A 26,516-nucleotide genomic window follows, 5' to 3' on the forward strand; every position below is an offset into this window, starting at 1 on the left:
CCCTCGAAGCCCTTCCCTCCTCAGGGGGGAAGGGGATGAACTGGTATGAGGCCACGGTCCCCGACCGTCCCGACCTGCCGCCGCTCGACGGCGACACCCAGGCCGACGTCTGCATGGTCGGCGCCGGCTTCACCGGTCTGGGCGCGGCCCTGGCCCTGGCGGCCCGAGCCAAGGTCGTGGTGCTGGAAGCTGGCCGGGTCGGCTGCGCGGCGAGCGGACGCAACGGCGGCCAAGTCCATACCGGTCAGCGGCGCGATCAGGTCTGGCTCGAGAAGACCGTCGGCCGCGATGACGCCCGGGCCCTGTGGCGGCTGGCCGAAGACGCGCGCGCGCACTTCAAGACCCTGACCGACGCCATTCCGTGCGACTGGCGGCCAGGGATGATCCACGCGCGCCACAAGCCGAACGGCGAGGCCGAGGACGCCGACTACATCGCCCTGATGGCCGACCGCTACGGCTACGACCATCTGGCGCTGATCGACGTGGCCGGCCTCGCCAGCGAGCTGGGGACCGACGTCTATCACGGCGGCCTGATCGATCGCGGCGGCGGCCATGTGCATCCGCTGAAGCTGGCCCTGGGCATGGCGCGGCGAGCGATCGCGGCGGGCGCGATGATCCATGAGAACACCCGCGCCGAAAGCTGGACGCGAGCGGGCGGCAAGATCGTCGTCGAGACCGCGACGGGCCGGGTCACCTGCGATCAACTGATCCTCAGCGGCGACGGCCTGCTGAACGCCATGGCCGGCAAGGCGGGCGCGCGGGTCATGCCGATCAACAACTTCATCGCCGTCACCGCGCCGCTGGGCGGCCTGGCCGAGACGATCATCCGCTCCAACGCGGCGGTGTCGGACAGCCGGTTCGTCGTGAACTACTTCCGCAAGACGCCCGACGGCCGGCTGCTGTTCGGCGGCGGCGAGAACTATCGGCCCGGCTTCCCGCGCGACATCGCCGGCATGGTCCGCAAGAACCTCGCCAAGGTCTATCCGCGGTTGGCCGACGTCCCGATCACCCACGCCTGGGGCGGGACCCTGGGCATCACCCTGAGCCGCATGCCCTTCGTCGGCGAGGTCGCGCCGGGCGTCCGCGTGGCCTCCGGCTATTCCGGGCAGGGGGTGATGCTGGCGCCGTATGTCGGCAAGCTGCTGGCCGAGGCGGCCTTCGGCGAGACGGAGGGCGTCGACCTGCTCTCGCGCCTCCCCACCCCGCCGTTCCCGGGCGGGCGCCTGCTGCGCTGGCCGCTGACCGTGGCGGGGCTGAGCTGGTACGCGTTGCGGGATCGGCTGTAGCGCGCCTTCCTCCCCCTGAGGGGGAGGTGGTCGCGAAGCGGCCGGAGGGGGAAGTGCTTCCCCGCCGGCCTCTTCCCCCTCCGTCGTCTCTTCGAGCCGACACCTCCCCTGTCAGGGGGAGGATTTGGCGACGCTCCGATTGACACGCTCCCCGGCGCTCCGCTCTCCTCGCCGCATGACCACCACGACCGCCCAGCCCGCCATGAGTCTCGCCGCGGCGCTCGAACACGCCGAGCGTCTGCTGGAGGTCGATCCGCGCCTGGCGGCCGAACAGGCGCGGGCGATCCTGGAGGTCGTGCCGCGCCACGCCGACACCACCCGCGTCCTGGCCGCGGCCCTGCGGCTGTCGGGGGATCCCGAGGCCGCCGCCGCGACGGTCGGGCCGCTGGCCGAGGCCCTGCCGAACCTGCCTCTGGCCCAACTGGAACTGGCGCTGAGTCTGGAGCAACTGGGCCGCACCGCCGAGGCCGTCCGCGCCTTCGATCGCGCCAGCGCGCTTGAGCCGCGCCTTTCGGAGGCCTGGCGCGGGCTTTCCGAGAACCTGGCGCTGCTGGGCGACGAAGTCGGCGCCGAGAAGGCCCTGGCGCGGCAGCTGCGCGCCTCGACCCGCGATCCTATCCTGGTCGAGGCGGCGACGGCGCTATCCGACAATCGCCTGGGCGAGGCCGAGCGACTGCTGCGCGAGCGGCTGAAGGAAGACGCCGGCGATGTCGCCGCCATCCGCATGCTGGCCGAGACCGGCGCGCGCCTGGGCCGCTACGCCGACGCCGAGGGCCTGCTGACCCGCTGCCTTGAGCTGGCCCCCAACTTCGCCGCCGCGCGGCACAATCTGGCGACCATGCTCTATCGCCAGAACAAGAACCTGGAGGCCCTGAGCGAGATCCAGCGCCTGACCGACAAGGATCCGCGCCATCCCGGCTACGCCAACCTGCGGGCGGCGATCCTGGCGCGGCTGGGCGAGTACGACCAGGCCATCGCCGTCTGCGAGCGGATGCTGGCCGAATACCCCAACCAGCCCAAGGGCTGGATGAGCTATGGTCACGCGCTGAAGACCGTGGGCCGTCAGGCCGACGCCATCGCCGCCTACCGCAAGGCCCTGGCCCAGGCGCCGACCCTGGGCGAGGCCTGGTGGAGTCTCGCGAACCTGAAGACGGTGAAGTTCGACGCGGCCGATGTCGCGGCCATGACCGCCGCCCTCGACGCGCCGAGCCTGTCCGACGACGACCGCCTGCACCTGCGCTACGCCTTGGGCAAGGCGCATGAGGACGCGCAGGCCTGGGACGTGGCGTTCGAACACTACGCGGCCGGGGCGGCGATCCGCCGGAATCAGCTGGACTACGACGCGCAAGAGAATGCCGCCGAGACGGCGCGGGCCAAGGCGGTGTTCACGCCCGGCTTCCTGGCGGCGCGGGCGGGGCAGGGCGCCCAGGCCCCCGATCCGATCTTCATCGTCGGCCTGCCACGCGCCGGCTCGACCCTGATCGAACAGATCCTGGCCAGCCACTCGATGGTCGAGGGCACCATGGAGTTGCCCGACCTGATCGTCATGGCGAGGCGACTGGGCGGCAAGACCGCCAACCGGGCCGAGTCCAGCTATCCCGAGGTGCTGGCCGAGTTGTCGCCGGATGAGCTCCGCGCGCTGGGCGAGGAGTTCATCGAGCGCACCCGCGTCCAGCGCAAGACCGACAAGCCGTTCTTCATCGACAAGATGCCCAACAACTTCGCGCACGCGGGCTTCATCCACCTGATCCTGCCGAACGCGAAGATCATCGACGCCCGCCGACATCCGCTGGGCTGCTGCTTTTCGGGCTTCAAGCAGCACTTCGCCCGGGGGCAGGCGTTCAGCTACGACCTGACCGACATCGGCCGCTACTATGTCGACTACGTGGAGCTGATGGCCCACTTCGACGCGGTGCTGCCGGGGCGCGTCCACCGGGTGATCTACGAGGCGATGATCGAGAATCCGGAACGCGAGATTCGCGCCCTGCTGGACCATTGCGGCCTGCCGTTCGAGGAAGCCTGCCTGTCGCCGCACAAGAACGACCGCGCCGTCCGCACCGCCAGTTCAGAGCAGGTCCGCCGCCCGATCTTCAAGGACGCGGTCGAGCACTGGCAGAAATTCGAATCACACCTCGACCCCCTCAAGCAGGCATTGGGACCGGTCCTCGCCGCCTATCCGGACGCGCCCGTTATTTGACCATCCGCCCGGCGTCCTCCCCCGCGCCTGCCATTTCTGCAACACTTCAAGGAATTGACATCAAACTGAAATTTCCAATCTTGCCGGACGCTTGAGGCCGGCCGAACGTCGTTCCTTCAAAGCCGTAAGGGGAGCGACTGTATGTCGTTGGGTTCGGTTCAAAAGAAGAAGATCGGCGTCTGTTCCGCCGCGCTGTTAGCGACCACCATGTTCACCAGCGTCGCCCATGCTCAAGCGCAGGCGCCGCAATCATCGACCGCTCTGGAAGAAGTGGTCGTCACCGCGCAGAAGCGATCCGAAAATCTGCAGGATGTGCCCGTCAGCATTCAGGCGATGGGCGGCGAGAAGCTGGAGCAACTGCAGGTCGCGGCCTTCGTCGACTATGTGAAGTACCTGCCCAGCGTGTCGTTCACGACCTCCGGTCCCGGCTTTGGCCAGGTTTACATGCGCGGCGTGGCCAGCGGCGGCGACGGAAACCACTCCGGCTCGCTGCCCAGCGTCGGCGTCTATCTGGACGAACAGCCGGTCACCACCATCCAGGGCGCGCTGGACATCCACGTCTACGACATCGCCCGGGTCGAGGCCCTGGCCGGTCCGCAAGGCACGCTGTATGGCGCGAGTTCCCAGGCCGGCACGCTGCGGATCATCACCAACAAGCCGACGACCAGCGGCTTCTCGGCCGGCGTCGACGTCGAGGCCAACAAGGTCGATCACGGCGGCACGGGCCACACGGTCGAAGGCTTCGTCAATATTCCGCTGTCGGACAAGATGGCCGTGCGGGTGGTCGGCTGGGACGTCCGCGACGCCGGCTATATCGACAACGTGGCGGGCTCGCGCACCTATACGCGCGGCGATACCGATCCGACCAATGACGTGACGATCAACAACAAGTCCCGGGTCAGGGACAATTATAACTCCGTCTACACCCAGGGCGGCCGCGCGGCCCTGCGCATCGAGGTCGACGACAACTGGGTGATCACGCCCGCGGTCATGGGCCAGGTGCAGAAGGTGGGCGGCCTGTTCGCCTTCGACCCCAAGGTCGGCGACCTGAAGGTCTCGCACTTCTACCCGGAAAGCAGCAAGGACAAGTGGGTCCAGGCGGCCCTGACCATCGAGGGGCAGATCGCCAATCTCGACGTCACCTATGCCGGCTCGTACCTGAAGCGTAACGACGTCACCAACTCGGACTATACCGACTACTCGTACTTCTACGACCAGTTGGGCTCGGGCTTCGCCTGGACCGACAACGCCGGCAATCTCGTGAACCCCTCGCAGTACATCCAGGGCAAGGACCGGTACCGCAAGGAAAGCCACGAGATCCGCATCGCCTCGCCGCAGGACCAGAAGCTGCGGTTCGTGGTCGGCGGCTTCTACCAGAAGCAGAAGCACCACATCTTCCAGAACTACAAGATCGACGGTCTGGGCAGCACGCTGTCGGCGCCGGGACATACGGGCACCATCTGGCTGACGGCGCAGCAACGGATCGATCGGGACAAGGCCGTGTTCGGCCAGGCCGAGTATGACATCACCGAAAAGCTGATGCTGACCGCCGGTATCCGGTTCTTCAAGTCGAACAACACCTTGGCCGGCTTCTTCGGCTATGGGGCCGGCTATGGCTCGACCGGGGAGCGGGCCTGCTTCGCCTCGACGGTCAAGGTCGACGACGCGCCTTGCATCAACCTGGACAAGGGCACCAAGGAGAGCGGCAACTCGCCGAAGGTCACGCTGACCTACAAGCTCGACAGTTCGAAACTGGTTTACGCCACCTATTCCAAGGGCTTCCGGCCCGGCGGCATCAACCGCCGCTCGACCCTGCCGCCCTATCGCGCCGACTATCTGGAGAATTACGAAGCGGGCTGGAAGACCACCTGGCTGAACAACAGCTTCCGCTGGAACGGCGCGGTGTTCATGGAGGACTGGAAGAACTTCCAGTTCTCGATCCTGGGCGCCAACGGCCTGACCGAGATCAAGAACGCCAACCAGGCCCGCATCAAGGGCGTGGAAAGCGACATCACCTGGGTCCCGGTCCACGGCCTGACGATCAACGCCGCGGCCGCCTATACCGACGCCAAGCTGACGGCTAACTATTGCGGCTTCACCGACGCCTCGGGCAATCCGATCACCACCTGCGCCTCGCCGCAGGCGCCGGACGGCACGGTCCTGCCGATCACGCCGAAGTACAAGGCCAACCTGACGGCGCGCTACGAGTTCAGCCTCGCCGACTGGGACGCCTTCGCCCAGGGCACCGTCGTCGGCCAGTCCGGCAACTGGACCGACCTGCGCTTGAAGGAGCGGGCCATCATCGGCCGGCAGAAGGGCTACACGACCGCCGACTTCTCGGCCGGCGTCGACAAGGATGGCCTGTCGATCTCGGTCTATCTGAAGAACGCCTTCGACAAGCGGGCCAGCCTGAACCGCTACGCCGAGTGCGCCGAAAGCGTCTGCGGAACCCAGTACTACATCGTCCCGAACCAGCCCCGCACCATCGGGGTCAAGCTGGGCAAGACGTTCTAGGACCCGTTCAGGGCCTAGGGGGAAGGGGAGTCTCGATCATTCCCCTTCCCCGTCATTCCCGCCCCAAGGGCGGGAATGACGACAGAATAGCCGGAGCGGGATAGGGAGTGAGTTTAGAGTGAAGACCTCCAATCCAAGACCCCTGGGCCTGTGGATGTGCACGGCCCTGGTCGTGGGCAACATGATCGGCTCGGGCGTCTTCATGCTGCCGGCCTCGCTGGCGCCCTATGGCTGGAACGCCGTCATTGCCTGGTTGATCACCATCGGCGGGGCGCTGTGCCTGGCGCTGGTCTTCGCACGACTGGCCCGGGCCTTTCCCCGCGCCGGCGGCCCGTTCGCCTATACCGAGGAGGCGTTCGGCAGACCCGCGGGCTTCATGGTCGCCTGGTCGTACTGGATCTCGGTCTGGGTCTCCAACGCGGCCCTGGCCATCGCCGCCGTCAGCTATATGAGCGTCTTCGTTCCGGACCTGGTCAAGACCCCAGGTCTGGCGGCCCTGGTCACGGTCGCGATGGTGTGGATCGCCACGGCGATCAACTGCGCCGGGGCCCGCACGGCCGGCTGGACCCAGCTGGTGACCACGATCCTCAAGTTGGCGCCGCTGGTCGCCGTGGCCGGCCTGGCCGGCCTCATCCTGCTGCGCAAGGGACCCGCGGCGATCGCGCCCTTCGAGCCCTCGGCCCTGTCGGGAGGCAGCGTCACCGCCGCCGCGGCCCTGACCCTGTGGGCGTTGCTGGGCGTGGAGTCGGCCACCATTCCCGCCGAGCAGGTTGACCAGCCCGAGCGCAATATCCCGCGCTCGACCCTGTTCGGCACGGCCTTCACCGGCCTGATCTATCTGCTCGTCTCGTCGGGCGTGCTGCTGCTGACGCCGGTTTCGGTGTTGCAGGGCTCCAACGCCCCGCTGGTCGACTTCATGGCCTATCACGGCGGCGGCGACTTTCGCCTGGCCCTGGCCGCCTTCGCCGCGATCAGCGCCCTGGGCGCCCTGAACGGCTGGGTGCTGCTGCAGGGGGAATTGCCGGCGGCCATGGCTCGCGAGGGCGTCTTCCCCGCCTGGATGGGCAAGACCACGGCCAACGGCACGCCGGTTCGCGCCCACCTGATGTCCAGCGTGCTGGTGACGATCCTAGTGGTGATGAACTACGCCAAGTCGATGGCCGACACCTTCACCTTCATGGCCCTGCTGGCCACGGCGTCGAGCCTGTTCGCCTATCTCTTCTGCTCGCTGGCGGTGCTGAAGCTGGGGCGCGAGAAGCGGATGCCCGTCTCGCCGGCCTTCGCCGCCATCGCCGCCTTGGCGGCGGTCTACTCGGCCTGGACCTTCTACGGCGCGGGCTGGTCGGTGACCTTCTGGGGGCTGGTGCTGCTGGCGGCCGGCGCGCCGGTCTATCTGCTGATGCGCCGCGCGCGCCTGGCTCGCGAGGCCGCCCGATGATCGCCCGCCCCTGGATCGCCTATCTGACCGCCGCGGCCCTGCTGGCCGGGCTCGTGGCCACCGCCGCATCGGCCGGCGAGGCGTCCTATGTCCGCGCCGGGCGTCTGATCGACCCGCAGTCGGGCAAGGTGCTGACCGACCGGCTGATCCGCGTCGAGGACGGCAAGATCACCGCCGTCACGGCCTGGACGACCGCGCCGAAAGATGGCCCCGTGACCGACTGGTCAAGGCTGACCGTCCTGCCCGGCCTGATCGACATGCACACCCACCTGGTCGACCAGGAGCAGACCGAGAACATCGCCGAGCCGCTGCTGACCACGGCCGCCTACCAGTCGTTCATCGCCGCCGATCACGCCCGCAAGACCCTGATGGCGGGCTTCACCAGCGTGCGCGACGTCGGGACCTGGCGGGCGTTCGGCGACGTGGCCCTGCGCGACGCGATCAACAACGGTCTCGTGCCTGGCCCGCGCATGTCGGTGGCCGGCGCCTACATCACCGCGCCCGGCGGCGGCGGCGAGGTGACCGGCATCGCCGCCGACGTCGGCATCCCGGCCGAGATGCGGGTCGGGGTTGTCGAGGACGCGGCGGATGCGCGCCGCAAGGCCGCCAATATCCTGGCCCACCACGCCGACTTCCTGAAGCTGATCGCCACCGGGGCGGTGCTGACCGTCGGCACCGAGCCGGGCCAGCTGGAGCTGTCGGAAGACGAGATCCGCGCCGCCGTCGAGGAAGCCGCCCGGCGCGGGACCTACGCCACCGCCCACGCCCACGGGGCCGAGGGCATGAAGGTCGCCATGCGCGCCGGCGTCCGCTCGATCGAGCACGGCTCGCTGATGGACGACGAGGCCATCGCCATGATGAAGGCCAAGGGCGTGTTCCTGGTCGCCGACATCTACGACGGCGACTGGATTGACGAATACGGCAAGGCCCACGGCTGGCCCGCCGAAACCCTGCGCAAGAATTACGAGACCACCGAGGCCCAGCGCGAGGGCTTCCGCAAGGCGGTCAAGGCGGGGGTCAAGCTGGCCTACGGCACCGACTCCGGGGTCTATCCGCACGGCCTCAACGCGCGGCAGCTGCCCTACATGGTCAAGTACGGCATGACGCCGATGCAGGCGATCCAGTCGGCCACGACCGTGGCGGCCGAGCTGATGGGCAAGACCGGCAAGGTCGGCTGCGACGCGGCCGGCTGCTACGCCGACCTGATCGCGGTGTCCGGCGATCCGCTGGCGGACATCGGGATCCTGACCAGGATTCCCAAGGTCATGAAGGGTGGGGCGGTCGTGAAGGACGAGTAGCCCGGTCTCTTCCCGTGGGGGAGGTTGAGCTACAAATGCTCATTCTGAACCTTGGCCCGGACCATGCATTGTGCATCGCAGCGCAATTTGATTGTGCGAGAGCGAAACAACTGTCATGTCGACGTGGTTAGTTCTACGTTGAGTACGTCCAAGGAGGTCTCCATGACCGAGAACCACTATTACGTCCGCCCGGTCGCCGGTGTGTGGCATGTGACCTGGAACGACTCGGTCGAACTGATTGGCTGCTATTCCTCGCAACACGAAGCCGAGGCTCTGGCCCAGCTGCTGGCCCGCCACATGCGCCAGCAGGGCCGCAAGGCCCAGGTTCACGTCGACGCGCCGGAAGTCCGCACGCCCTCGTGGGGCCGCAACCGCGCGGCGCACCAGGCGGCCGCTGCTTAAGCCAGCTAGCCAGCTAGCCAGCTCTCCAGCGCGCGCGTCACGATCACGCGCGCGTCTTGCGGGCTGAAGGTCGCCGGGTCCAGGCACAGCTCCAGCCACAGGCCGTCGACGGTCGCCGTCAGGGCGATGGCGGCCAGGCGGGTGTCGGCGACGTCCGCCTCGCTCAACAGCCCTTCCAGTCGCGCCCGGAAGTCCGCGTAGGACGCCGCGTGGATCGCTGCGATGCGCGGCTTGGTCTTGACCAGGCTCCAGAACCCGATCCAGGCGGCCAGCAGTCGCGGATCCAGCACCGGCGGCGCGAAGCTGGCGCCAAGATAGGCCAGCAGCCGCTGGCGAGACGTCGGTCCGGCCGCGTCCAGCGCGGCGTCCAGCGCGCCGTCGATCCGCTGACTGACGGCCTCGTAGGCCGCCGCGATCAGGTCGTCGACCCCCTCGAAATAGTGGCGCAGCAGGCCCGGCGAGACGCCGGCCTCGGCGCAGATCGCGCGGACGGAGGTTCCGTCGACGCCTTCGCGCGCCAGGACGGTCTCGGCGGCGGCGACGAGGGCTTGCCGACGGACATCGGCGGTCTCGCGGGTGAAGGCGGCGCGCAAGATCTAGCCCTCCCCCTCGATGGGGGAGGGTTGGGTGGGGGGGATGCGGCGTTCGCCGTGCGAGCACCCCCATCCCCAACCCTTCCCCCATCGAGGGGGAAGGGAGCTTATCGCGATCCTCACCACCCCTCCGGCGGCCTTGCCAGCCGGCTCTCCGGGATCAGCGCCCGCATCTTGCGGCCGAAGCTGCGCAAGGACACCTCGCTGGCCGCCAGCGGTCCCGCCGTGAAGGTCCGCGAGGCCATGCCCTGCTGTACGCGCGCCACCAGCTCGGTGTCCTCGGCATTGACCTGGCGGTTGATGCGCCAGTTCAGATAACGCGCCGCCTTCATCTCGCGCCGGTCATCGGGCAGGGCGTAGGCGATCTCGCGGATCATGGTCTCCGTGGCCGAGATCGGGATGAACTGCATGAAGTCCACTTGGTCCGGATAGATGTCGAAGGCGAAGTTCGGCCACAGCTTGAAATAGGTCCACAGCCGCTTGCGATCGGCCGGCAGGTGCGGGACGTCGGGCAGCAGGTCCTGATAGAGCCGCTCGGACGGGCTCTCCGACGGCTCGTCGATCAGCTGGCCCCACATCTTGTCGACGAAGGTCTTGGCCTCGACGCCATAGCCCTTGCCGAACAGCCGCGTCAGGCCGGGGTGGGCGACGGGGATGTGCAGGCCATCCGAATAGTTGTCGCTGATGTTCTTCCAGTTGACCGCGCGCGGCCGCAGGGTGACCCGGCCGAACGGCTGCAGCTCCTCGAAGCGGTAGTGGGCGACCTCGTCCTCATAGGGGGCCATCATCGTCGCCACCGACGGCCCTTCCCCCTCGATCCGCACGAAGACGAAGCCGCGCCAGATCTCGGTCTCGATCGTGGCGAGCCCTTCCTTGGCCATGTCCAGCGCCGGATAGTCGTCGCGCATCGGCACGCCGATCAGCCGGCCTTCCAGGTCGTAGGTCCAGGCGTGGTAGGGGCAGACGATCCGGCCGCCACAGCGACCGACGGGGCCGTCCAGCAGCCGCGCGCCCCGGTGGCGGCAGACATTGGCGAAGGCCCGCGCCCCGCCGTCCTTGCCGCGCACCACCACCAGGCTCTCGCCCACGAAGTCGAAGGTGTGGAAGTCGCCCGCCTTGGGGATGTCGTTCAGGTGACAGACGATCTGCCACGACGGCCGGAAGATCCTGTCCTGCTCCTCGCGAAAGAAGCGCTCGGAGCCGTAGATCCAGCCGGGCAGACCCCAGTCGGCCAAAGAGTCGTTGGATTGAGGGTCTTCGTTGGAGATCTGGGTCATGAGCAGGCCCCCTCCACCGCCGCTCGGCGGTCCCCCTCCCCCAAGAGGGGGAGGAGATCTCTCTCTCCGCCCCGCTTGGGGGCGGACAGACCATGCGGAGCATGGTCAGGTGGGGGCCAGTGCTGAGCTAACCGCACGCTCACCGCCCCACCACCGACAGCTTCAGCGCCGTGACGAAGTCCTTGTCCCTCAGGATCTCCCGCGCCGCGTTCCGCCCCGGATTCCCAGACACCCCGCCGCCGGGGTGCGTGCCGGCCCCGCACATGTAGAGGCCGGCGATCGGCGCGCGGTGGCTGGCGTGGCCCAGGAAGGGACGGGTGGCCCACAGCTGATCCAGCGACATGTGGCCGTGCATGATGTCGCCGCCGATCAGGCCGAACTTCCGCTCCAGGTCCAGCGGCGACAGGATCGTGCGGCCCAGCACCGAGGCCTTGAAGCCCGGCGCCCAGCGCTCGACGGTGTCGATGATCAGGTCGGCGGCGGCTTCGCGCTCGTCGTCCCAGTTGCGGCCGTTCGGCAGGGTCGGGGCGAACTGCTGGCAGAACAGGCTGGCCACGTGCTGGCCCGGAGGCGCGAGGGAGGTGTCGATGGTCGAGGGGATCAGCATCTCGACGATCGGAGCCTTGCTGATCCCGTCCGCCTTGGCGTCGCGATAGGCCGCGTCCATGTAGTCCAGGCTGGGGGCGATCACGATGCCCGACTGGTGGTGCTCGGCGGCGTCCTTGCCGGGCAGGCACGTGAAGCTGGGCAGCTCCGATAGCGCCACGTTCATCCGGAAGGTGCCCGAGCCGTTCTTGTAGCCGTCGACCGTCTTGCGGAAGTCGGCGGTCAGGGCCGAGGGCGGGACCAGCTTTTTGTACAGTAGGGCCGGATTGACATTGGCGCTGACGATCGGGGCCATGATCTGGCGGCCGTCGACCAGTTGCACGCCCACGGCCTTGGCGCCGTCGATGTGGACGCCCTCGACCGGCGCGTTCAGCAGGATCTCGACGCCCGCCGCCTCGCAGGCCTTGGCCATCGCCTGGGTGATCGAGCCCATGCCGCCGACCGCGTGGCCCCAGGCGCCCTTCTTGCCATTCACCTCGCCGAAGGTGTGGTGCAGCAGCACATAGGCCGAGCCGGGCGTGTCGGGACTGGCGAAGTTGCCGACCACGGCGTCGAAGCCGAAGGCGGCCTTGACCGCGTCGCTCTCGAACCAGCCGTCCAGCACGTCGCGGGCGCTCTTGGTGAACAGGTCCAAGAGGTCGCGCTTGCGTTGGCGCGACAGCATGGCCAGCCGCCCGCCCTGGCGCAGGCCGCGCAGCAGACCCGGCAGGCCATCGCCCAGGTTCGGCGGCGTCTCCTGGGCGAAGTCGCGCAGCACGTCGCCGATCTCGTCGAGCATGGCGTAGTAGGCCGGCAGCACCTCGGCGTCGCGATAGCTGAACTGGCGGAACGCTTCCTGGGTGCGCTCCAGCCCGCCGCCCAGCTTCAGATAGCGCTCGTCGCTGATCGGCAGGAAGTTCGAGATCGGCCGTTCCAGGAAGGTCAGGCCGTAGTCGTGCAGGCCCATGTCGGCGATCACCCGCGGGTTCAGCAGGCTGACCGTGTAGCTGGCCACGGAGTTGCGAAAGCCGGGATGGAACTCCTCGGTCACCGCCGCCCCGCCGACCACGCCGCGCGCCTCGCAGACCGTGACCTTCAGCCCGGCCTTGGCCAGGTAGAAGGCGCAGACCAGGCCGTTGTGACCGCCGCCGATGATCACGGCGTCGCGGTTGGTGGTTTCGGCCATGGTGGTGCTCTCCCCAGAATAGGCGGAGAGGTTGCTATACGACTGTATAATAGGCAAGCCTTCTCCCTTCCCCCTTGATGGGGGAAGGGCGGGGATGGGGGTGATGCTGCCGTTCGGCCGCCAAGGCCGTAGTCACCCCCACCCAACCCTTCCCCCATCAAGGGGGAGGGCTCAGTCTTGTTTCCCGCGCGCCGTCAGCCAGTACATCACCGGCGTCGCCACGCGGCTGAGCAGCGTCGAGGTGATCAGCCCGCCGATGATGGCGATGGCCAGGGGCGAGTAGAGACCCGAGCGCTCCAGGGCCAAGGGCAGCAGCCCGCCGATCGCCGTCACCGAGGTCAGCAGCACGGGCAGGAAGCGCACCTCGCCGGCCTTTTCGATGGCGTCGTGCAGGTTCATGCCTTCGCGACGTAGCTGCTCGGTGAAGTCGACCAGCAGGATCGAGTTCTTGATCTCGATGCCGATCAGGGCGATCACGCCGATCGTGGCGGTGAACGACAGGGAATAGCCGGTCAGGGCCAGGGCCAGGACCGCGCCGAACACCCCGAACGGGATGATGCCGGCGACCACCAGGGCGGTCTTGAACTTCTGGAATTCCAGAACCAGCACCGCCAGGATCCCGAACACCGCCACCAGCACCGCCGCGCCAAGGCCGGCGAAGCTTTCCGACGCGGCCTCGGCCTCGCCGCCCAGCGACAGGCGGTAGCCCGGCGGCAGCGGCAGGTCCTTGTTCAGCCGCGCCAGGGCGTCCTGGGTCACGCCTGAGGCCAGGAAGCCGGTGCTGACCCAGGAGCTGACGGTCACGGTCCGCTCGCGGTCGAAGCGGTCGATGCGCGAGGGGCTGGACTTCAGGCGCGGGGTGGCGATGGCGTCCAGCGGCGCGGCCAGGCCGTCGGCGGTCGGAACATAGACGCCCTTCAGGGCCGAGAGCGGGTTGCGCGCCGCGCCGTCGGCCTGGGCCATCGGCAGCCGCACCTTGACCGCGTAGTCGTCGCCGTCCGGGTCGCGGAAGCGGGCGGTCTCCTCGCCGGACAGGGCCAGGCGGGCGATGCGCCGCGTGGCGCCGGCCTGGACGCCCAGGGCCGCGGCCCTGGCCTCGTCGATGCCGAGGTCGAGGTCGGTGCGGTCCAGGCGGACGGGGTTGGTGACGTCGCGGGTTCCGGGCGTGGCCTTGAGGATCGCCTCGGCCCGGGCGGCCAGGGCCTTGAGCACGTCGAGGTTCTGGCCCGTGAGGCGGATGGCGACAGGCGCGTCGATCGGCGGGCCGTTCTCGAAGGTCTGCACGCTGATCCGCGCGCCGGGATAGGCGGCGAACTGCTCGCGCAGACGGTCCAGCACCTGCTCGCTGCGGCCCGGCTCCCAGCGCTTGAGGCTGACAAACACCTCGGCGAAGGTCGTGGCGCTCTCGCGCTGGCTCTTGTTGTAGAAGATCTGCGGATTGCCGCGACCGAGGTTGGCGGCCGCCCAGACGACGTCGGGCTCGGCCCTGACGCGCTGCTCGACATAGCGCAGCACCTGGTCGGTGCGGGCCAGGGACGTGCCGTCGGGGGTCTCGATCCGGATCAGGAACTGCGGGGTCTCGGCGGCCGGGAACAGGCTGGAGCCGACCAGCTTCACCAGCGGGAAGGTGGTCAGGCAGATGGCCAGCAGGACGGCCATGGCCACCCACGGCCGGGCCAGGGCGCGGTGCAGCACCGGCCGGTAGAAGCGGTGGATGCCGTTGTTGACCGCGCGCAGCAGGGCGTTGCCCTCGGGATCGGAATGCTTGTCCAGCAGGCGGCTGGCCAGGAACGGGATGATGGTCATCGACACGAAGAGCGAGGCGGCGATGGTGCACAGCACCGTCACCGGCAGCGACTTGATATAGGCCCCGGAGCCCGCCGGCAGGGCCATCAGCGGCAGGAAGGCCAGCATCAGCGTCGCCGTGCAGCCCAAGACAGCCAGGCTAATCTGGCGGGTGCCGTTGATCGCCGCGTCGACCCGGTCCTCGCCCTCGCGCACCCGGCGGGCGATGTTCTCGGTGATGACGATGCTGTCGTCGACCAGCAGGCCGAGCGCCAGCACGAAGCCGGCGATCGACAGCTGGTTCAGGGTGAAGCCCAGCGCCTGCAGCATGGTCAGGCCGATCAGCAGCGAAAGCGGGATCGACACCATCACCACCAGGCCGGCGCGCGGCCCCAGCGGCAGCAGGGTGATCAGCACCAGGCACAGGGCGATGGCGAAGTCGCGGAACAGGTTGTTCAGGCGGTGCTTGACGTTTTCGGCCTGGACGAAGCCGCGCTCCATCTTCACCCCGGCGGGCAGGGTCTTCTCGTAGTCGTCCAGCACCCGCTGCACGCCCTTGGTGATCTTGGCGACGTCCTGGCCGTCCTTCTGGTTGACGGTCAGGAAGATGGCGCGCTTGCCGTTGAAGCGGGTCAGGTGGGTCGGTTCGGCCTGGGCCCAGGCCACCCGGGCGACGTCACGCACGCGGGTGACCTGACCGCCCAGCGAGCGGACCGGCGTGTCGCCGATGGTCGCCAGGTCATGGAAGGCCCCGCCGGACTTGACGTTGAAGCGCCGCTCACCCGCCTGCACCGCGCCGATCGGCGCCTCGGCCCCGGCCGCCTTCAGGGCGTCGACCACGGCGGTGGGCGGCAGCTTCAGGGCCGACAGGCGGGCCAGGTCCAGCGTGACCTGCACCTCGGACGGCGGCGCGCCCCAATACTTGGCCTCGCGCACGCCGGGCACCCGGTCCAGCCGTTCGCGCAGGCGGTCGGCGGTCTTTTCCAGGCGGCGCATGGGCAGGATGTCAGAGGTCAGGGCGACCTGGACGATCGACACCTCGGTGGTGCGGATCCGCTCGATCTCAAGCCGCTGGACGCCGGCCGGCAGGTTACCGCGGATGGCGTTCACCTCGCGCACCACCTGGTCGAACTTGCGCTCGGTGTCGACGTCCCAGGTGAAGTGGACGCGGATGATGGCCGAGCCGTCCACGGCGGTCGACTCGACCTTGTCGATGTCGTCGAGGCCGTCGACGGCGTCCTCGATCGGATCGACGATCAACTGCTCGATCTCGGACGGCTCGGCGCCGGGCAGGACCGCGCGGACGATGACGATCGGCGTCGGGAAGTGCGGGTCTTCCGAGCGCGGCACATTGTTGAAGGCGTTGATCCCCAGCATGATCAGCAGGCCGAAGGCGACCAGGGTGAACTGCCAGCGCCGGACGGCGAAGGTCGCGAGATCGAACTTCACGGCTTACTGACCCCTAGAGGCGTCGAGGCGCTTGGGGTCGATGACCCGCACGGCCTCGCCGTCGGCGACGAAGCCGGCCCCGGCCGTGATCACCTGGGCGCCGTCCGGCAGGCCCGAAACGAGGGCGTCGTCGCCGTCGAAGCCGCCGAAGCCGACGGCCATGCGCCGGGCCTTGCCGTGGTCGAACCGGTAGACGAAGGCGCGCTGGCCGTTGGCCTCCAGCACCGCCTCGGCGGGGATGCGGGCAAAGGCCGTCGTGGCGCCCGGCGCGGTGCGAACGGAAAGCGTGGCGTGGGCGACCTGGCCGCTGCGCAGGGCGGCGGGCGGGGCGGAGAGCTCGATCTCGACGCTGATGGCGCCGGTGCGGGTGTCGGCGGCCTCGCCGACGCGGGTGACGCGGCCGTTGAGCGCTTGGTCTCCGAAGTCCTCGACCCGAACCCGCGCCACATCGCCGACCCGGACCCGCGCGGCTTCGCGAGCGGAGAGCGGCAGGCGCAGGACCAGCGGACTGGAGAGATCGGCGATCCGCGCCACCACCTGGCCGGCGGCGACGACCTCGCCCGCCTGGGCCCGGCGCTCCAGCACCACGCCCGAAGCCGGCGAAACGAGGCTGGCCCAGCGGCGGTCGAAACGGGCGGCGTCGTAGGCGGCCTGGGCGGCCTTCAGCGCGCTCGTCCGGTCGTCGATGCGCTGGCGGCTGACATAGCCCTTCTCGAACAGGGTCTTGTCGCGCTCGATGTCGCGACGGGCGCGCTCCAGCTCGGCCATGGTCTGCTGCTGGCGGGCGTCGACCCCGGCCGGATCGATGGCGGCGACCAGCTGGCCGGCCGAGACGCGGTCGCCGGCCTCGACCTTCATGGCCGTCAGCACGCCGGGGATGCGGAAGGAAAGCGCCATCTCGCGGCGGCGCTCCAGCGTCCCGGCTCCGGTCACGGCGCCGGCCGCTTCAGGCGCGGCGACGCGGGCGGCCTCGACCGGCGTCGGCGGGGTCGCCGCCTCGGTCTTGGCCTTGCCGCCACAGGCCGCCAGCGCCGTCGTCATCAGCAGCGCCGCCAGGGGAGGGAGCGGGGTCCGCCACATAGACTGTTCCAAATCGATCAATGATAAGTTATCAGTGATTGATAGCGATGGCTTGTCAAGCTTGGATAGCAGTGGTCAACGACCTTCGATGAAGTCTCCCCAAACGCGTTCTCCACGCAAACCCAAGGGCCAGGGCGCCGAGCGCCGCGAGGAGATCCTCGACGCCGCCCAGAGCCTGTTCGCCCAGAAGGGCGTCCACGCCGTCTCGACCCGCCAGATCGCCGAGATCGCCGGCATCTCGCAGCCGGCCCTCTACGCCTATTTCACCACCAAGGACGACATCGCCGCCGAACTGTGCGTGCGGGCCTTCGCGATCCTGGGCCAGCGGATGGCCGATGCGCGGGTGAACTACACCCCGACGACCGAGAATTTCGATCGCTGCCTGCGGGTCTATATCGACTTCGGCCTCGACCATCCCGACGCGTACCGCGTGGCCTTCATGCTGGAGAAAAGCGTCGACGGCTCGTTTCTGGAGAAGACCGGCGGAAAGCCGATGGCCGCCGGCAAGGAAGTGTTCCAGGTGTTCGTCGAGATGGTCGGCGAGCTGCACGCCAGCGGGCTGATGGCCGGCGACGACGTGATGGCCGCGACCCAGTCGCTGTGGGCCGGACTGCACGGTCTGGTCTCGCTGCTGATCGCCCGGCCGGAATTTCCCTGGATCGAGCGCGAGACGTTGATCGCCACCCATGTGGCCATGCTGCGCAGAGGCGCGCTCAAGTAGGGGGCGTTGAAGTAGAGGGCTGGGACCTCTAAGTGAGCGCCTCGCTCTTTCGGGAAGGATCCCCATGGCCCAGCTCCTGCCGCTCCAATCGTTTAGCCTGCAGGAGACCGACGACGGCTACCGCCTGCTGGTCTCGGCCATCGGCGGCGAGTCGCTCTACGTCTCGATCACGCCCGACCAGATGGACGACATCATCGACAGCCTAGAGAACGCCATGGGCGGCGAGGGCGAAGGTGGGAGCGAAGTCGAGGACGACGGGGAGTTCTAGGAACACCCTTGTCCTGGTGGCAGGGTCAGCGCCCGCAGCGCCGTCAGCGCTTGGCCCAAGGTCGCGCGCTTGGTCGCCGCGCCCAGCGAGACGCGTAGGCCCTCACCGACCGCTCCCGGCGCCCGGAAGGCCTCTGCCCCCACAAGCGCCAGGCCTCGGTCCCTGGCGGCCGGCGTCGCGGTCGCGCCGGGCAGCCAGACGTGCAGGCTCTCGGGCCCGCCCGTCGCCGCCGGCAGCAGCGCCGCCGCCAGGGCGCGCCGGGCCGCCGCCTCCTCGCGGACGCCCTCCAGGATCCGGGTCGCGACGCCGTCGCGGATCCAGCCGGTGACCACGGCCGCCATCAGCGGCGCGGGCATCTGGGCGATGGCGTGCAGAGTTCGCGCCGCGCCCTCGGCCTGTCCCGGCGGGGCGACGATGTAGGCCAGGCGCAGGCCCGGCGAGAGCGCCTTGGCGGTGGTGGCGACATGGAACACGCCCTCCGGCCAAAAGGCGGCGAGGGCGGGCAGGGGCGCGGCGGGCAGCAGGCCGTAGGCGTCGTCCTCGATGATGGTCACGCCGGCCGCGCGGGCGATGGCCACGACCGCCTCACGCCGCGCAAGGCTCATGGTCGCCGCCGTCGGGTTCTGGAAGGTCGGGGTGCAGCACAGCAGGCGCGGGCGATGCTGGGCGATCATCCGATCCAGCGCTTCGGGCTCCAGCCCCTCGGCGTCCATCGGACAGGCCACGACGCTCAGGCCGCGCCGGGCGGCGGTGGCCAGCAGGCCCGGATAGGCGAAGGCCTCGGCCAGGATCACGTCGCCTGGCCTCGTCAGGTGGTCCAGCAGGGCCGACAGCGCCGTCTGGGCGCCGCTGGCGACGATCACCCGCTCGGCGGCCGCCTCGCCCAGGCTCGGGGCCAGCCAGGTCGCGCCGGCCGCGCGCTGGGCCAGGGAGCCGGCGCCGGGGTGATAGGCCATCAAGGTCGCCGGATCGGTCCGGGCCAGGATCGCGCCGGTCGCCTCGCGCAGCAGCGCCGCCAGGTTCAGCCCCGCGGGCGGCGGCGGCAGGTTCATCGACAGGTCGACCAGCCCGGCCTCGTCCTCGATCGTGCGAGAGCGGATGAAGGTGCCGCGTCCCGTGGTCCCCTCGATCAGCCCCCGCTCGCGGGCCAGGGCGTAGGCGCGGGTCACCGTCGTGAAGTCGATCCCGACCAGCCGGGCCACCTCGCGCTGGGCCGGAATCTGGTCGCCGGCCTGCAGCTCGCCCTCGGCCACGGCCTGCTCCATGGCCTCGGCGATCCGGCGATAGGCGGGACCGTCCAGGGCCTCGATGCGGCGCAGCCAGGCGGCGGCCGGATTCGGTGATCCCCTAGTTGCGGGCATGGCTCAATATCCATACATTAATCGCACAATGTATGGATCAATCCTGCGATTGTAGGAAGGGGCCACTGATGGCCGACTATGAAGTTTACGACTCCCCGACGCCGATCGAGGCCGGCTTCAAGTGCTGCTGCCCGCGCTGCGGCGAGGGCAAGCTGTTCGGCGGTTTCCTGAAGCTGGCGCCGAAGTGCGACCGCTGCGGGCTGGACTACAGCTTCGCCGACCCGGCTGACGGCCCCGCCTTCTTCGTGATGAGCGGCATCGGCATTCTGGTGATCGCCGTCTTCGCCTGGATCGAGGTGACCTATCACCCGCCGATCTGGGTGCATCTGGTGACGGTGTTCCCGGCGCTGATCATCGGCTGTCTGGCGACCCTGCGCCCGGTGAAGAGCTGGCTGGTCGCCTCGCAATATATCAACAAGGCCGAGGAAGGCCGCTTCGAGAGCCTGGGCCGCCACGACTTCGACTCGCGGCGGCTGTAGGGCTTCCCCAAATCCCCAATCTCCGATCTCCCCGGCGAAAGCCGGGGCCCAGATCTCATGGCGTTTGGGCTGATTGGAAGAGCGCGGCGCTCATAGAACCCGCCTCAGCGCTCCTCCGTCTGGGCCCCGGCTTTCGCCGGGGAGAGCGGGGGAGGGGCTGGCGCTAAACCCCCAGCGACCCGGCCACCTGGCGCGTGGCGGCGTTCAGGCGGTTCCAGACATTGATCGCCGAGATGGTGATCAGCAGGCCCGCCAGCGCCTTCTCGTCATAGTGCCGGGCGGCTTCGTCCCAGACCTCGTCGGAGACCGGGTCGGCCTTGTCGGCGACGCGGGTCACGGCTTCGGCCAGGGCCAGGGCGGCGCGTTCGGCCTCGGTGAAGTAGGGCGTATCGCGCCAGCCGGCGACGGTGGCCAGGCGCTCGGGGCTCTGGCCGGACTTCAGGGCGCCGCGGGCGTGCATCTCCAGGCAGACGCCACAGCCATTGATCTGGCTGACGCGCAGGTGCAGCAGTTCGTGCAGGGCTTCGGGCACGCCCTCGACATGGGCGGACTTGGACAGCGCCATCATCGCCTTCATGGCGTCCGGCAGCAGGTAGGCGGGCTGGGTCATCCTGGCGTTCATTTGGCGAGCTTGCATCGGTGTCTCCTTGCGATTTGGCGACGCCGCCGGTCACATCCGACGGCTTGCGTTCGTCGAAGAGGTGACGAAGCCCGACGGAGCGATGTGACCGATGCCCCAAGAGAATTTTGAGCAGAATTTCCTGGCCGACAGGTTCGAGGCCGACCGGGCCCGTCTGCGCGGCGTGGCCTATCGCCTACTGGGCTCGCTGCCCGAGGCCGAGGATGCGGTGCAGGAGGCGTGGCTGCGCCTGTCGCGCAACGGCGCCGGCGGCGTCGACAATCTCTCGGCGTGGCTGACGACCGTGACCTCGCGCGTGTGCCTGGACATGCTGCGGTCGAGGAAATCCCGCCGCGAGGACGTCCTCTCCAACGGCGCGCCCGAGCCGGCCGTCACCGCCGAGGAGGCGATCGAGCGCGAGACCATCCTGGCCGACTCCGTCGGCCTGGCCCTGCTGGTGGTGCTGCGGACCCTCAGCCCCGCCGAGCGCATCGCCTTCGTGCTGCACGACCTGTTCGACATGCCGTTCGAACAGATCGCCCCGATCGTCGAGCGCACGCCCGACGCCGCGCGCCAGCTGGCCAGCCGGGCGCGCCGCCGGGTGCGCGGCGGCGACAATCTCGACGCCGGCCAGGTGGCCCAGAAGAGCGTTGTCGACGCCTTCCTGCTGGCCGCGCGCACCGGGGACCTAGCCGGGCTGATGGCGGTGCTGGATCCGAACGTCGTGGTCCGCGCCGACGTCTTCGCCGGCGGCGGCCAGACCCGCGAGCTGGTCGGGGCGCAGAAGGTCGCGGCCTTCTACAACGGCAAGGCCCAGACGGCCCGTACGGTGCTGATCAACGGCGAGATCGGCGCGGTCGTGGCCCCGATGGGCAAGCTGCTGATGGCGCTCGACATCCGGATCGAAGGCGGCAGGATCGCCGAGATCACGGTCGTGGGCGACCCCGGCCGGCTGTCCGAGGTTGAGGTGTCGGCGCTGTAGCCTACTTCAGCAGCAACTGGCCGCGCCGCGACAGCTCGTCCTTGATCTTGCCGGCGGCCATGCCCAGCAGGCCCGGCAGGCTGATGTCGAGGCGGGCGTGGTCCTCCAGCACCTGGACGACGCCGGTGATGGTCGAGCCCATGGCGACGGCCGAGAAGTTCAGCACGTCGCCGGCCCAGCTCTGGGTGAAGCCCTTGGCGTCGCCGCCGGGGATCTGGCCGGCCAGTTGCGCCAGGCCCTGTTCCAGCCGCCGTTTGGCCTCGGCCGCGCCCAGCTGGTGGGGGATGTTGATGCTGATGGTCTTGGCCATGGGGTCCTCTGGGCGGCTTTCCTTGGGCGGCTTTCCGGCAAAACGCGGCGGGATACGAAACGGTTTGCGCGATCGGTTCAATACGTCCGATTCTGGCGCATGGCGCGATCAAGTTGGTCCTTACCAGATGAGGCCCCTCATCGGACCGGGGAAAAGACATGACCGACTTCGCCATGACCCAGCCGTTCGCCCGTCGTCCCCGCTTCGTGCGTCCGGGCCGTCCGGGCGGCGTTCTCGGCGCCGTCCACTATGCCGGCGTGCTGCTGGTCTGGCTGGCCCTGTTCGTCGTCGACCGTCCGCTGGCCCTGAAGGTGATGGCCGAGCGCCGCGCGGACTCGCCGATCCCCCGTCGCTGGGGCTGGTGATTTTGGGGGGCTGGTAGGACACCGCGAAACGCGGCATCCCTTCGGGCATGTCGATCGTCGTCTCCGTCCGCCCGGTGTCGCACCTGCTGAAGGCCCCGTTCCGCATCTCGCGCGGGGTCAAGACCGCCGCCGACGTGGTCGAGGCAGTCGCCTCGGCCGATGGTCATGTCGGGCGCGGCGAGAGCGTGCCCTATGGCCGCTACGGCGAGACGGTCGACAGCGTGCTGGCCCAGCTGACGCCGGCCCTGGCCTCGACGGACGTGGACGCCGCCTGCGCCGCCCTGCCGCCCGGCGCGGCCCGCAACGCCCTGGACCTGGCGCTATGGGATCTGCGGGCCAAGCGCACCGGGGTCAGCGTGGCCGCCGCCACCGGCCTGCCGATCCCTTCCGCCCTGGTCACCGCCGTGACGGTCAGCCTCGACACGCCCGAGGCCATGGGGGCGGCCGCCGGCGCCATGGCCGACGCGCCGTTGATCAAGATCAAGCTCTCGGCCGAGGACCCCGCCGCGCGCCTGCGCGCGGTGGCCGCCGCCGCGCCCAATTCCCGCTTCATCGTCGATCCCAACGAGGGCTGGACCTTCGACATCCTCGACGGACTGAAATCCCTGCTAGCCGACCTGCCGATCGCCCTGGTCGAGCAGCCGCTGCCGGCCGACGCCGACCATGAGCTGGAAGGCTGGGACCCGCCGTTCACGGTGTGCGCCGACGAGTCCGTGCATGTCGGCGGCGACCTGGCGGCGCTGAAGGGCCGGTATCAGGCCGTGAACCTCAAGCTCGACAAGACCGGCGGCCTGACCGAGGCCGTGGCCATGCTGAAGGCGGCCAAGGCGCTGGGTTTCCAGGTGATGACCGGCTGCATGGTCGCCTCGTCCCTGGGCGTCGCGCCGGCGCTGCATCTGGGCGGGGCAAGCGACTTCGCCGACCTCGACGGGCCGTGGTGGCTGGCGAGCGATCACCCCGGCGGCCTGCGGGTCGAGCGCGGCCGGATCACGCCGCCGAAGCCGGGCTTCTGGGGCGATGCGGTGACGGCCCAGGGGCTCTGGCTATAGCGAGATCCGTCCGTCCCGTGGTTTGGTGCGTATCTCCGTGGCCCAGCTCGAGGTCTCGACATGCCGCTCCTCACCGTTCTCGCCGTCAACGCCGCCGTCTCGGCCGTCGCCTTCCTGGCGCTCTGGCTCGTCAGTCTGCGGCTCAAGGACGTCAGCTTCATCGACGCCTGGTGGGGCCCGGGCATGGCGCTGCTGGCCTGGAGCACCCTGTTTCAGACTCCGGCGACACCGCATGGCCTGCTGCTGACGGGGCTGTGCACCGTGTGGGCGGCGCGGCTGGGCGGCTATCTGTTCTGGCGCTGGAGCACCCACGGGGCCGACCGGCGCTATGTCGCCATGATCGACCACGCGAAGACGCATCGCGGCTGGAGCTTCGCCAAGACCGCCCTGCTGCTGGTGTTCTCGCTGCAGTTCGCCCTGGGGTTCGTCGTCGCCCTGCCGGTGCAGATGGGACAACAGGCCGGACCGCTGGGACCGCTGGCGTTCGTCGGCGCGGTCTTGGCCGTGACCGGCATCGCCTTCGAGACGATCGGCGACGGGCAACTGGCCCGCTTCAAGGCCGACCCGGCCAACGCTGGCAAGGTCATGGACCGGGGGCTATGGGGCTACACCCGCCACCCGAACTATTTCGGCGACGCCTGCGTCTGGTGGGGGCTCTACCTGATCGCCGCCGAAACGGGCCTGGGCGCCTGGAGCCTGCCGGGGCCGATCCTGATCACCGTGCTGCTGACCCGCTGGAGCGGCGTGCCGACCACCGAGGGCAAGATGCGCAAGTCCAAGCCGGGCTATGAGGACTACGTGGCGCGGACCAGCGGCTTCGTGCCGTGGTTTCCGAAGAAGGGATGAGGAAACCCCTCTCCTTTAGGGAGAGGGAGCTTTCAGACCCCAAGCTTCTCGATCAGCGCCATCGCGGCCGCCGGATTGCGCACCTTCGCGCCGGCGATGAAGTAGGCGAACACGTCGCCGCGCTCGGCCCATTCGCGCGCCTGCTTCACCACCCCGTCCAGCTCCTCAGACGTCATCCCCGTCGGCTCGTCCGGCTTGCTGGACATCAGCCGCGCATAGGTGAAATCCGCCGTCGGCTGGTCGATGCAGGGCCAGGTCGGCTCCTCGTCGTCGACGGCGTAGACGATGGCCGCGCCGTACTGGGCGGCCAGATCGTAGAATTCCTGGCAGGCGAAGGTCGGGCTGCGGACCTCCAGGGCGTGACGAAGCTGGACGCCCTTCCGCTCCTTTGGCAGCAATTTCAGGAAACCCTCGAAATCCGCCGCGTCGAACTTCTTGGTCGCCATGAACTGCCAGTTGATGGGACCCAGTTTCGGCCCCAGCTCCTCGAGCCCCTGGGACAGGAATTTTTCGAGGGAATCGTTGTTTTCGGACAGCACCTTGCGGTTGGTGCAGAAGCGGCTGGCCTTGACCGCGAACACGAAGTCGTCCGGCGTCTCGTCGCGCCACTTCTGCCAGCTGTTGGGCTTGAAGGTCGAATAGTAGGTGCCGTTGATCTCGATGCTGGTCAGCTTCGACGAGGCGTATTTCAGCTCGTCCTTCTGCTTGAGATCGTCGGGATAGAAGGTCCCGCGCCAGGGCTCGAACGTCCAGCCGCCGATACCGGTTCGGATCTTGCCCTTGGCCATGTTTGTTCCCTTCCTGTTCACGGTGAAGCTAGTCGAGGATAACCACGGCGTCGAGGGGAGAATCTCTCCTCCCCCGCTTGGGGGAGGGGGACCGCCGAACGGCGGTGGAGGGGGTTTGCGCCGGGCCATCGAGTCATGACCGGCCCCCTCCGTCTCGTCGCGTATCCGCGCCGATCCACCTCCCCCATGAAGGGGGAGGAGTCTGCGTCTCCCTCAGCACTCCACCCGGTTGACCGACAGGCCCACCGCCAGACCGCCCATCGAGGTTTCCTTGTAGATCTCGTTCATGTCCTCGCCGGTGCGCTTCATCGTGGCGATGACCTTGTCGAGGCTGACCGAGTGCTGGCCGTCGCCGAGCAGGGCCAGGCGCGCGGCGTCGATGGCCTTGATGGCGCCCATGGCGTTGCGCTCGATGCAGGGGATCTGCACGAGACCGCCGATCGGGTCGCAGGTGAGGCCGAGGTTGTGCTCCATGCCGATCTCGGCGGCGTTCTCGATCTGGGCGTTGGTGCCGCCCAGCGCCGCCGCGAGACCGGCGGCGGCCATCGAGCAGGCCACGCCGACCTCGCCCTGGCAGCCGACCTCGGCTCCGCTGATCGAGGCGTTGCGCTTGTAGAGCGCGCCGATCGCCGCGGCGGTCAGCAGGAACACCCGGATCTGCTCGGGGCTGCCCTTGTGGAAGCGCACGAAGAACCGCAGCACGGCCGGGATCAGGCCCGCCGCGCCATTGGTCGGGGCGGTGACGACGCGGCCGCCGGCGGCGTTCTCCTCGTTGACCGCCATGGCCCACAGGTTGACGAAGTCCATGGCCGCCAGCGGGTCGCTCATCTGGCGCTCCATCCGGCCGAGGATCGTCTGGTGGATCTGGTGGGCCCGGCGCTTGACGGCCAGGCCGCCGGGCAGGACGCCGTCCTGGCGCATGCCGCGATCGATGCAGGCCTCCATGGCTCCGAAGATGCGGTCGAGGCCGGCGTTCATCGCGCCCTCGTCCATGCGGGCCATCTCGTTGGCGGCCATGACCTGGGCGACGGTCAGGCCGGCCTGGGCGGCGCGGTCCAGCAGGTCGGCGCCGCTCTCGAACGGGAAGGGGACGGCGGGGCCTTCCTCCGGCGGGGCGTTGCTGCCCATCTCGCGCTCGTCGCGGACGAAGCCGCCGCCGATCGAGAAGTAGGTGCGCTCGGCCAGCACTTCGCCGGCCTTGTCGAAGGCCGTGAAGGTCAGGCCGTTGGGGTGCTGCGGCAGGCGCTCGTGGCCCAGCCAGACGATGTCGCGGGCCTCGTCGAAGGCGATGGCGTGATCGCCGGCCAGATTCAAGGACTGGGTAGCCTGGCTCTCCAGCAGGGCGCGCTCGCCGGCGTCGGGATCGAGCGTCGCGGGGACAAAGCCCATCAGGCCGAGGATCACGGCCCGGTCCGTGGCGTGGCCGCGTCCGGTCAGGGCCAGAGAGGCATAGAGCCGGACCTCGACCCGGTGGACGCTCGTCAGCCTGCCGGCCTCGCGCAGGCGGCCGACGAACAGCACGGCGGCGCTCATCGGCCCCATGGTGTGGCTGCTCGACGGGCCGACGCCGAGTTTGAAGAGGTCGAAGACGGAGGCGGTCATGGGATGTTTTACGCAATAGAGCTTGTCATCCCGGCC

23 protein-coding genes are annotated in these 26,516 nt (G+C 69.1%); 13 read left to right on the top strand and 10 right to left on the bottom strand.

The features are described 5' to 3' along the window. The first annotated feature begins 35 nt into the window (after nt 1–35). From AC1RJ9_RS00105 to AC1RJ9_RS00130, 6 genes are all read left to right on the top strand, one after another. Nucleotides 36–1,286 (top strand): NAD(P)/FAD-dependent oxidoreductase, encoded by a 1,251-nt coding sequence (locus AC1RJ9_RS00105; RefSeq protein WP_492835864.1) that lies wholly within the window; start codon nt 36–38, stop codon nt 1,284–1,286. Between the two features lie 175 nt (nt 1,287–1,461). After that, complete coding sequence (locus AC1RJ9_RS00110) at nt 1,462–3,483, top strand: tetratricopeptide repeat-containing sulfotransferase family protein (RefSeq protein WP_492835862.1); 2,022 nt, start codon at nt 1,462–1,464, stop codon at nt 3,481–3,483. Between the two features lie 141 nt (nt 3,484–3,624). Then, nucleotides 3,625–5,997, top strand: coding sequence for a TonB-dependent receptor (locus tag AC1RJ9_RS00115; protein WP_492835860.1), 2,373 nt, complete (start codon nt 3,625–3,627; stop codon nt 5,995–5,997). Nucleotides 5,998–6,151: 154 nt separating this feature from the next. Next, nucleotides 6,152–7,435 carry an APC family permease gene (locus tag AC1RJ9_RS00120; RefSeq protein WP_492836111.1) on the top strand — a complete coding sequence of 428 codons (1,284 nt, stop codon included), beginning with the start codon at nt 6,152–6,154 and terminating at the stop codon, nt 7,433–7,435. Beyond that, nucleotides 7,432–8,733 (top strand): Xaa-Pro dipeptidase, encoded by a 1,302-nt coding sequence (locus tag AC1RJ9_RS00125; RefSeq protein ID WP_492835859.1) that lies wholly within the window; start codon nt 7,432–7,434, stop codon nt 8,731–8,733. Before AC1RJ9_RS00120 ends, AC1RJ9_RS00125 begins: the two co-directional genes overlap by 4 nt. A 162-nt stretch (nt 8,734–8,895) precedes the next feature. Next, nucleotides 8,896–9,135, top strand: a complete 240-nt coding sequence (locus tag AC1RJ9_RS00130) for a hypothetical protein (RefSeq protein ID WP_492835857.1) — start codon at nt 8,896–8,898, stop codon at nt 9,133–9,135. Between the two features lie 5 nt (nt 9,136–9,140). Here AC1RJ9_RS00130 and AC1RJ9_RS00135 read toward each other — a convergent pair whose 3' ends face one another. The 5 genes from AC1RJ9_RS00135 to AC1RJ9_RS00155 all read right to left on the bottom strand — a co-directional run bounded on the left by AC1RJ9_RS00135 (nt 9,141) and on the right by AC1RJ9_RS00155 (nt 17,102). Beyond that, entirely contained in the window at nt 9,141–9,731 is a 591-nt protein-coding gene (locus AC1RJ9_RS00135; protein ID WP_492836109.1) for a TetR/AcrR family transcriptional regulator, read from the bottom strand. A gap of 116 nt (nt 9,732–9,847) precedes the next feature. Then, a complete protein-coding gene (locus tag AC1RJ9_RS00140; RefSeq protein WP_492835855.1) occupies nt 9,848–11,005 on the bottom strand; it encodes an aromatic ring-hydroxylating oxygenase subunit alpha in 1,158 nt (385 codons plus the stop codon). Nucleotides 11,006–11,144: 139 nt separating this feature from the next. Beyond that, nucleotides 11,145–12,776: a phytoene desaturase family protein gene (locus AC1RJ9_RS00145; RefSeq protein ID WP_492835853.1), complete on the bottom strand. Its 1,632-nt coding sequence runs from the start codon at nt 12,774–12,776 to the stop codon at nt 11,145–11,147. Between the two features lie 171 nt (nt 12,777–12,947). After that, nucleotides 12,948–16,010: an efflux RND transporter permease subunit gene (locus AC1RJ9_RS00150; protein ID WP_492835851.1), complete on the bottom strand. Its 3,063-nt coding sequence runs from the start codon at nt 16,008–16,010 to the stop codon at nt 12,948–12,950. A gap of 3 nt (nt 16,011–16,013) precedes the next feature. After that, the gene (locus AC1RJ9_RS00155) at nt 16,014–17,102 is read right to left on the bottom strand and encodes an efflux RND transporter periplasmic adaptor subunit (protein ID WP_492836107.1); all 1,089 of its coding nucleotides are present in this window, start codon (nt 17,100–17,102) and stop codon (nt 16,014–16,016) included. 76 nt (nt 17,103–17,178) lie between these two features. On the opposite strand from AC1RJ9_RS00155, the gene AC1RJ9_RS00160 reads away from it, so the two are divergent. Both AC1RJ9_RS00160 and AC1RJ9_RS00165 read left to right on the top strand, forming a co-directional pair. Next, a complete protein-coding gene (locus tag AC1RJ9_RS00160; protein WP_492835849.1) occupies nt 17,179–17,811 on the top strand; it encodes a TetR/AcrR family transcriptional regulator in 633 nt (210 codons plus the stop codon). Nucleotides 17,812–17,875: 64 nt separating this feature from the next. Continuing rightward, on the top strand, nt 17,876–18,079 hold the full coding sequence (locus AC1RJ9_RS00165; RefSeq protein ID WP_492835847.1) for a hypothetical protein: 204 nt from the start codon (nt 17,876–17,878) through the stop codon (nt 18,077–18,079). Here AC1RJ9_RS00165 and AC1RJ9_RS00170 read toward each other — a convergent pair. Then, on the bottom strand, nt 18,076–19,440 hold the full coding sequence (locus AC1RJ9_RS00170) for an aminotransferase-like domain-containing protein (protein WP_492835845.1): 1,365 nt from the start codon (nt 19,438–19,440) through the stop codon (nt 18,076–18,078). The genes AC1RJ9_RS00165 and AC1RJ9_RS00170 overlap by 4 nt on opposite strands. A gap of 68 nt (nt 19,441–19,508) precedes the next feature. On the opposite strand from AC1RJ9_RS00170, the gene AC1RJ9_RS00175 reads away from it, so the two are divergent. Then, nucleotides 19,509–19,919, top strand: coding sequence for a DUF983 domain-containing protein (locus AC1RJ9_RS00175; RefSeq protein ID WP_492835843.1), 411 nt, complete (start codon nt 19,509–19,511; stop codon nt 19,917–19,919). A gap of 163 nt (nt 19,920–20,082) precedes the next feature. On the opposite strand, the gene AC1RJ9_RS00180 is transcribed toward AC1RJ9_RS00175, so the two are convergent. Then, complete coding sequence (locus tag AC1RJ9_RS00180; RefSeq protein WP_492835841.1) at nt 20,083–20,556, bottom strand: carboxymuconolactone decarboxylase family protein; 474 nt, start codon at nt 20,554–20,556, stop codon at nt 20,083–20,085. A 94-nt stretch (nt 20,557–20,650) separates the two neighbouring features. Between AC1RJ9_RS00180 and AC1RJ9_RS00185 the strand changes: the two genes are divergently transcribed. Then, nucleotides 20,651–21,520, top strand: a complete 870-nt coding sequence (locus AC1RJ9_RS00185) for a sigma-70 family RNA polymerase sigma factor (RefSeq protein WP_492835839.1) — start codon at nt 20,651–20,653, stop codon at nt 21,518–21,520. Between the two features lies 1 nt (nt 21,521). On the opposite strand, the gene AC1RJ9_RS00190 is transcribed toward AC1RJ9_RS00185, so the two are convergent. After that, a complete protein-coding gene (locus AC1RJ9_RS00190; protein ID WP_492835837.1) occupies nt 21,522–21,830 on the bottom strand; it encodes a polyhydroxyalkanoic acid system family protein in 309 nt (102 codons plus the stop codon). A 158-nt stretch (nt 21,831–21,988) separates the two neighbouring features. Here AC1RJ9_RS00190 and didA point away from each other — a divergent pair, with 158 nt between their 5' ends. From didA to AC1RJ9_RS00205, 3 genes are read left to right on the top strand one after another with little or no spacing between them, the layout of a single operon-like run. After that, nucleotides 21,989–22,195, top strand: a complete 207-nt coding sequence (gene didA, locus AC1RJ9_RS00195) for a DNA damage-induced SOS-independent cell division inhibitor A (RefSeq protein WP_492835835.1) — start codon at nt 21,989–21,991, stop codon at nt 22,193–22,195. Nucleotides 22,196–22,242: 47 nt separating this feature from the next. Then, nucleotides 22,243–23,244, top strand: a complete 1,002-nt coding sequence (locus tag AC1RJ9_RS00200; RefSeq protein WP_492835833.1) for a dipeptide epimerase — start codon at nt 22,243–22,245, stop codon at nt 23,242–23,244. Nucleotides 23,245–23,304: 60 nt separating this feature from the next. Next, nucleotides 23,305–24,090, top strand: coding sequence for a DUF1295 domain-containing protein (locus AC1RJ9_RS00205; RefSeq protein ID WP_492835831.1), 786 nt, complete (start codon nt 23,305–23,307; stop codon nt 24,088–24,090). A gap of 32 nt (nt 24,091–24,122) precedes the next feature. Here the strand turns inward: AC1RJ9_RS00205 and AC1RJ9_RS00210 are convergent, their stop codons facing one another. Then, nucleotides 24,123–25,007, bottom strand: coding sequence for a DUF72 domain-containing protein (locus AC1RJ9_RS00210; RefSeq protein ID WP_492835829.1), 885 nt, complete (start codon nt 25,005–25,007; stop codon nt 24,123–24,125). Between the two features lie 84 nt (nt 25,008–25,091). Beyond that, nucleotides 25,092–26,480 carry an L-serine ammonia-lyase gene (locus AC1RJ9_RS00215; protein ID WP_492835827.1) on the bottom strand — a complete coding sequence of 463 codons (1,389 nt, stop codon included), beginning with the start codon at nt 26,478–26,480 and terminating at the stop codon, nt 25,092–25,094. Nucleotides 26,481–26,516: the final 36 nt, after the last annotated feature.

The sequence above is a fragment of the Caulobacter sp. GW822-FHT07D08 genome, assembly GCF_058798735.1.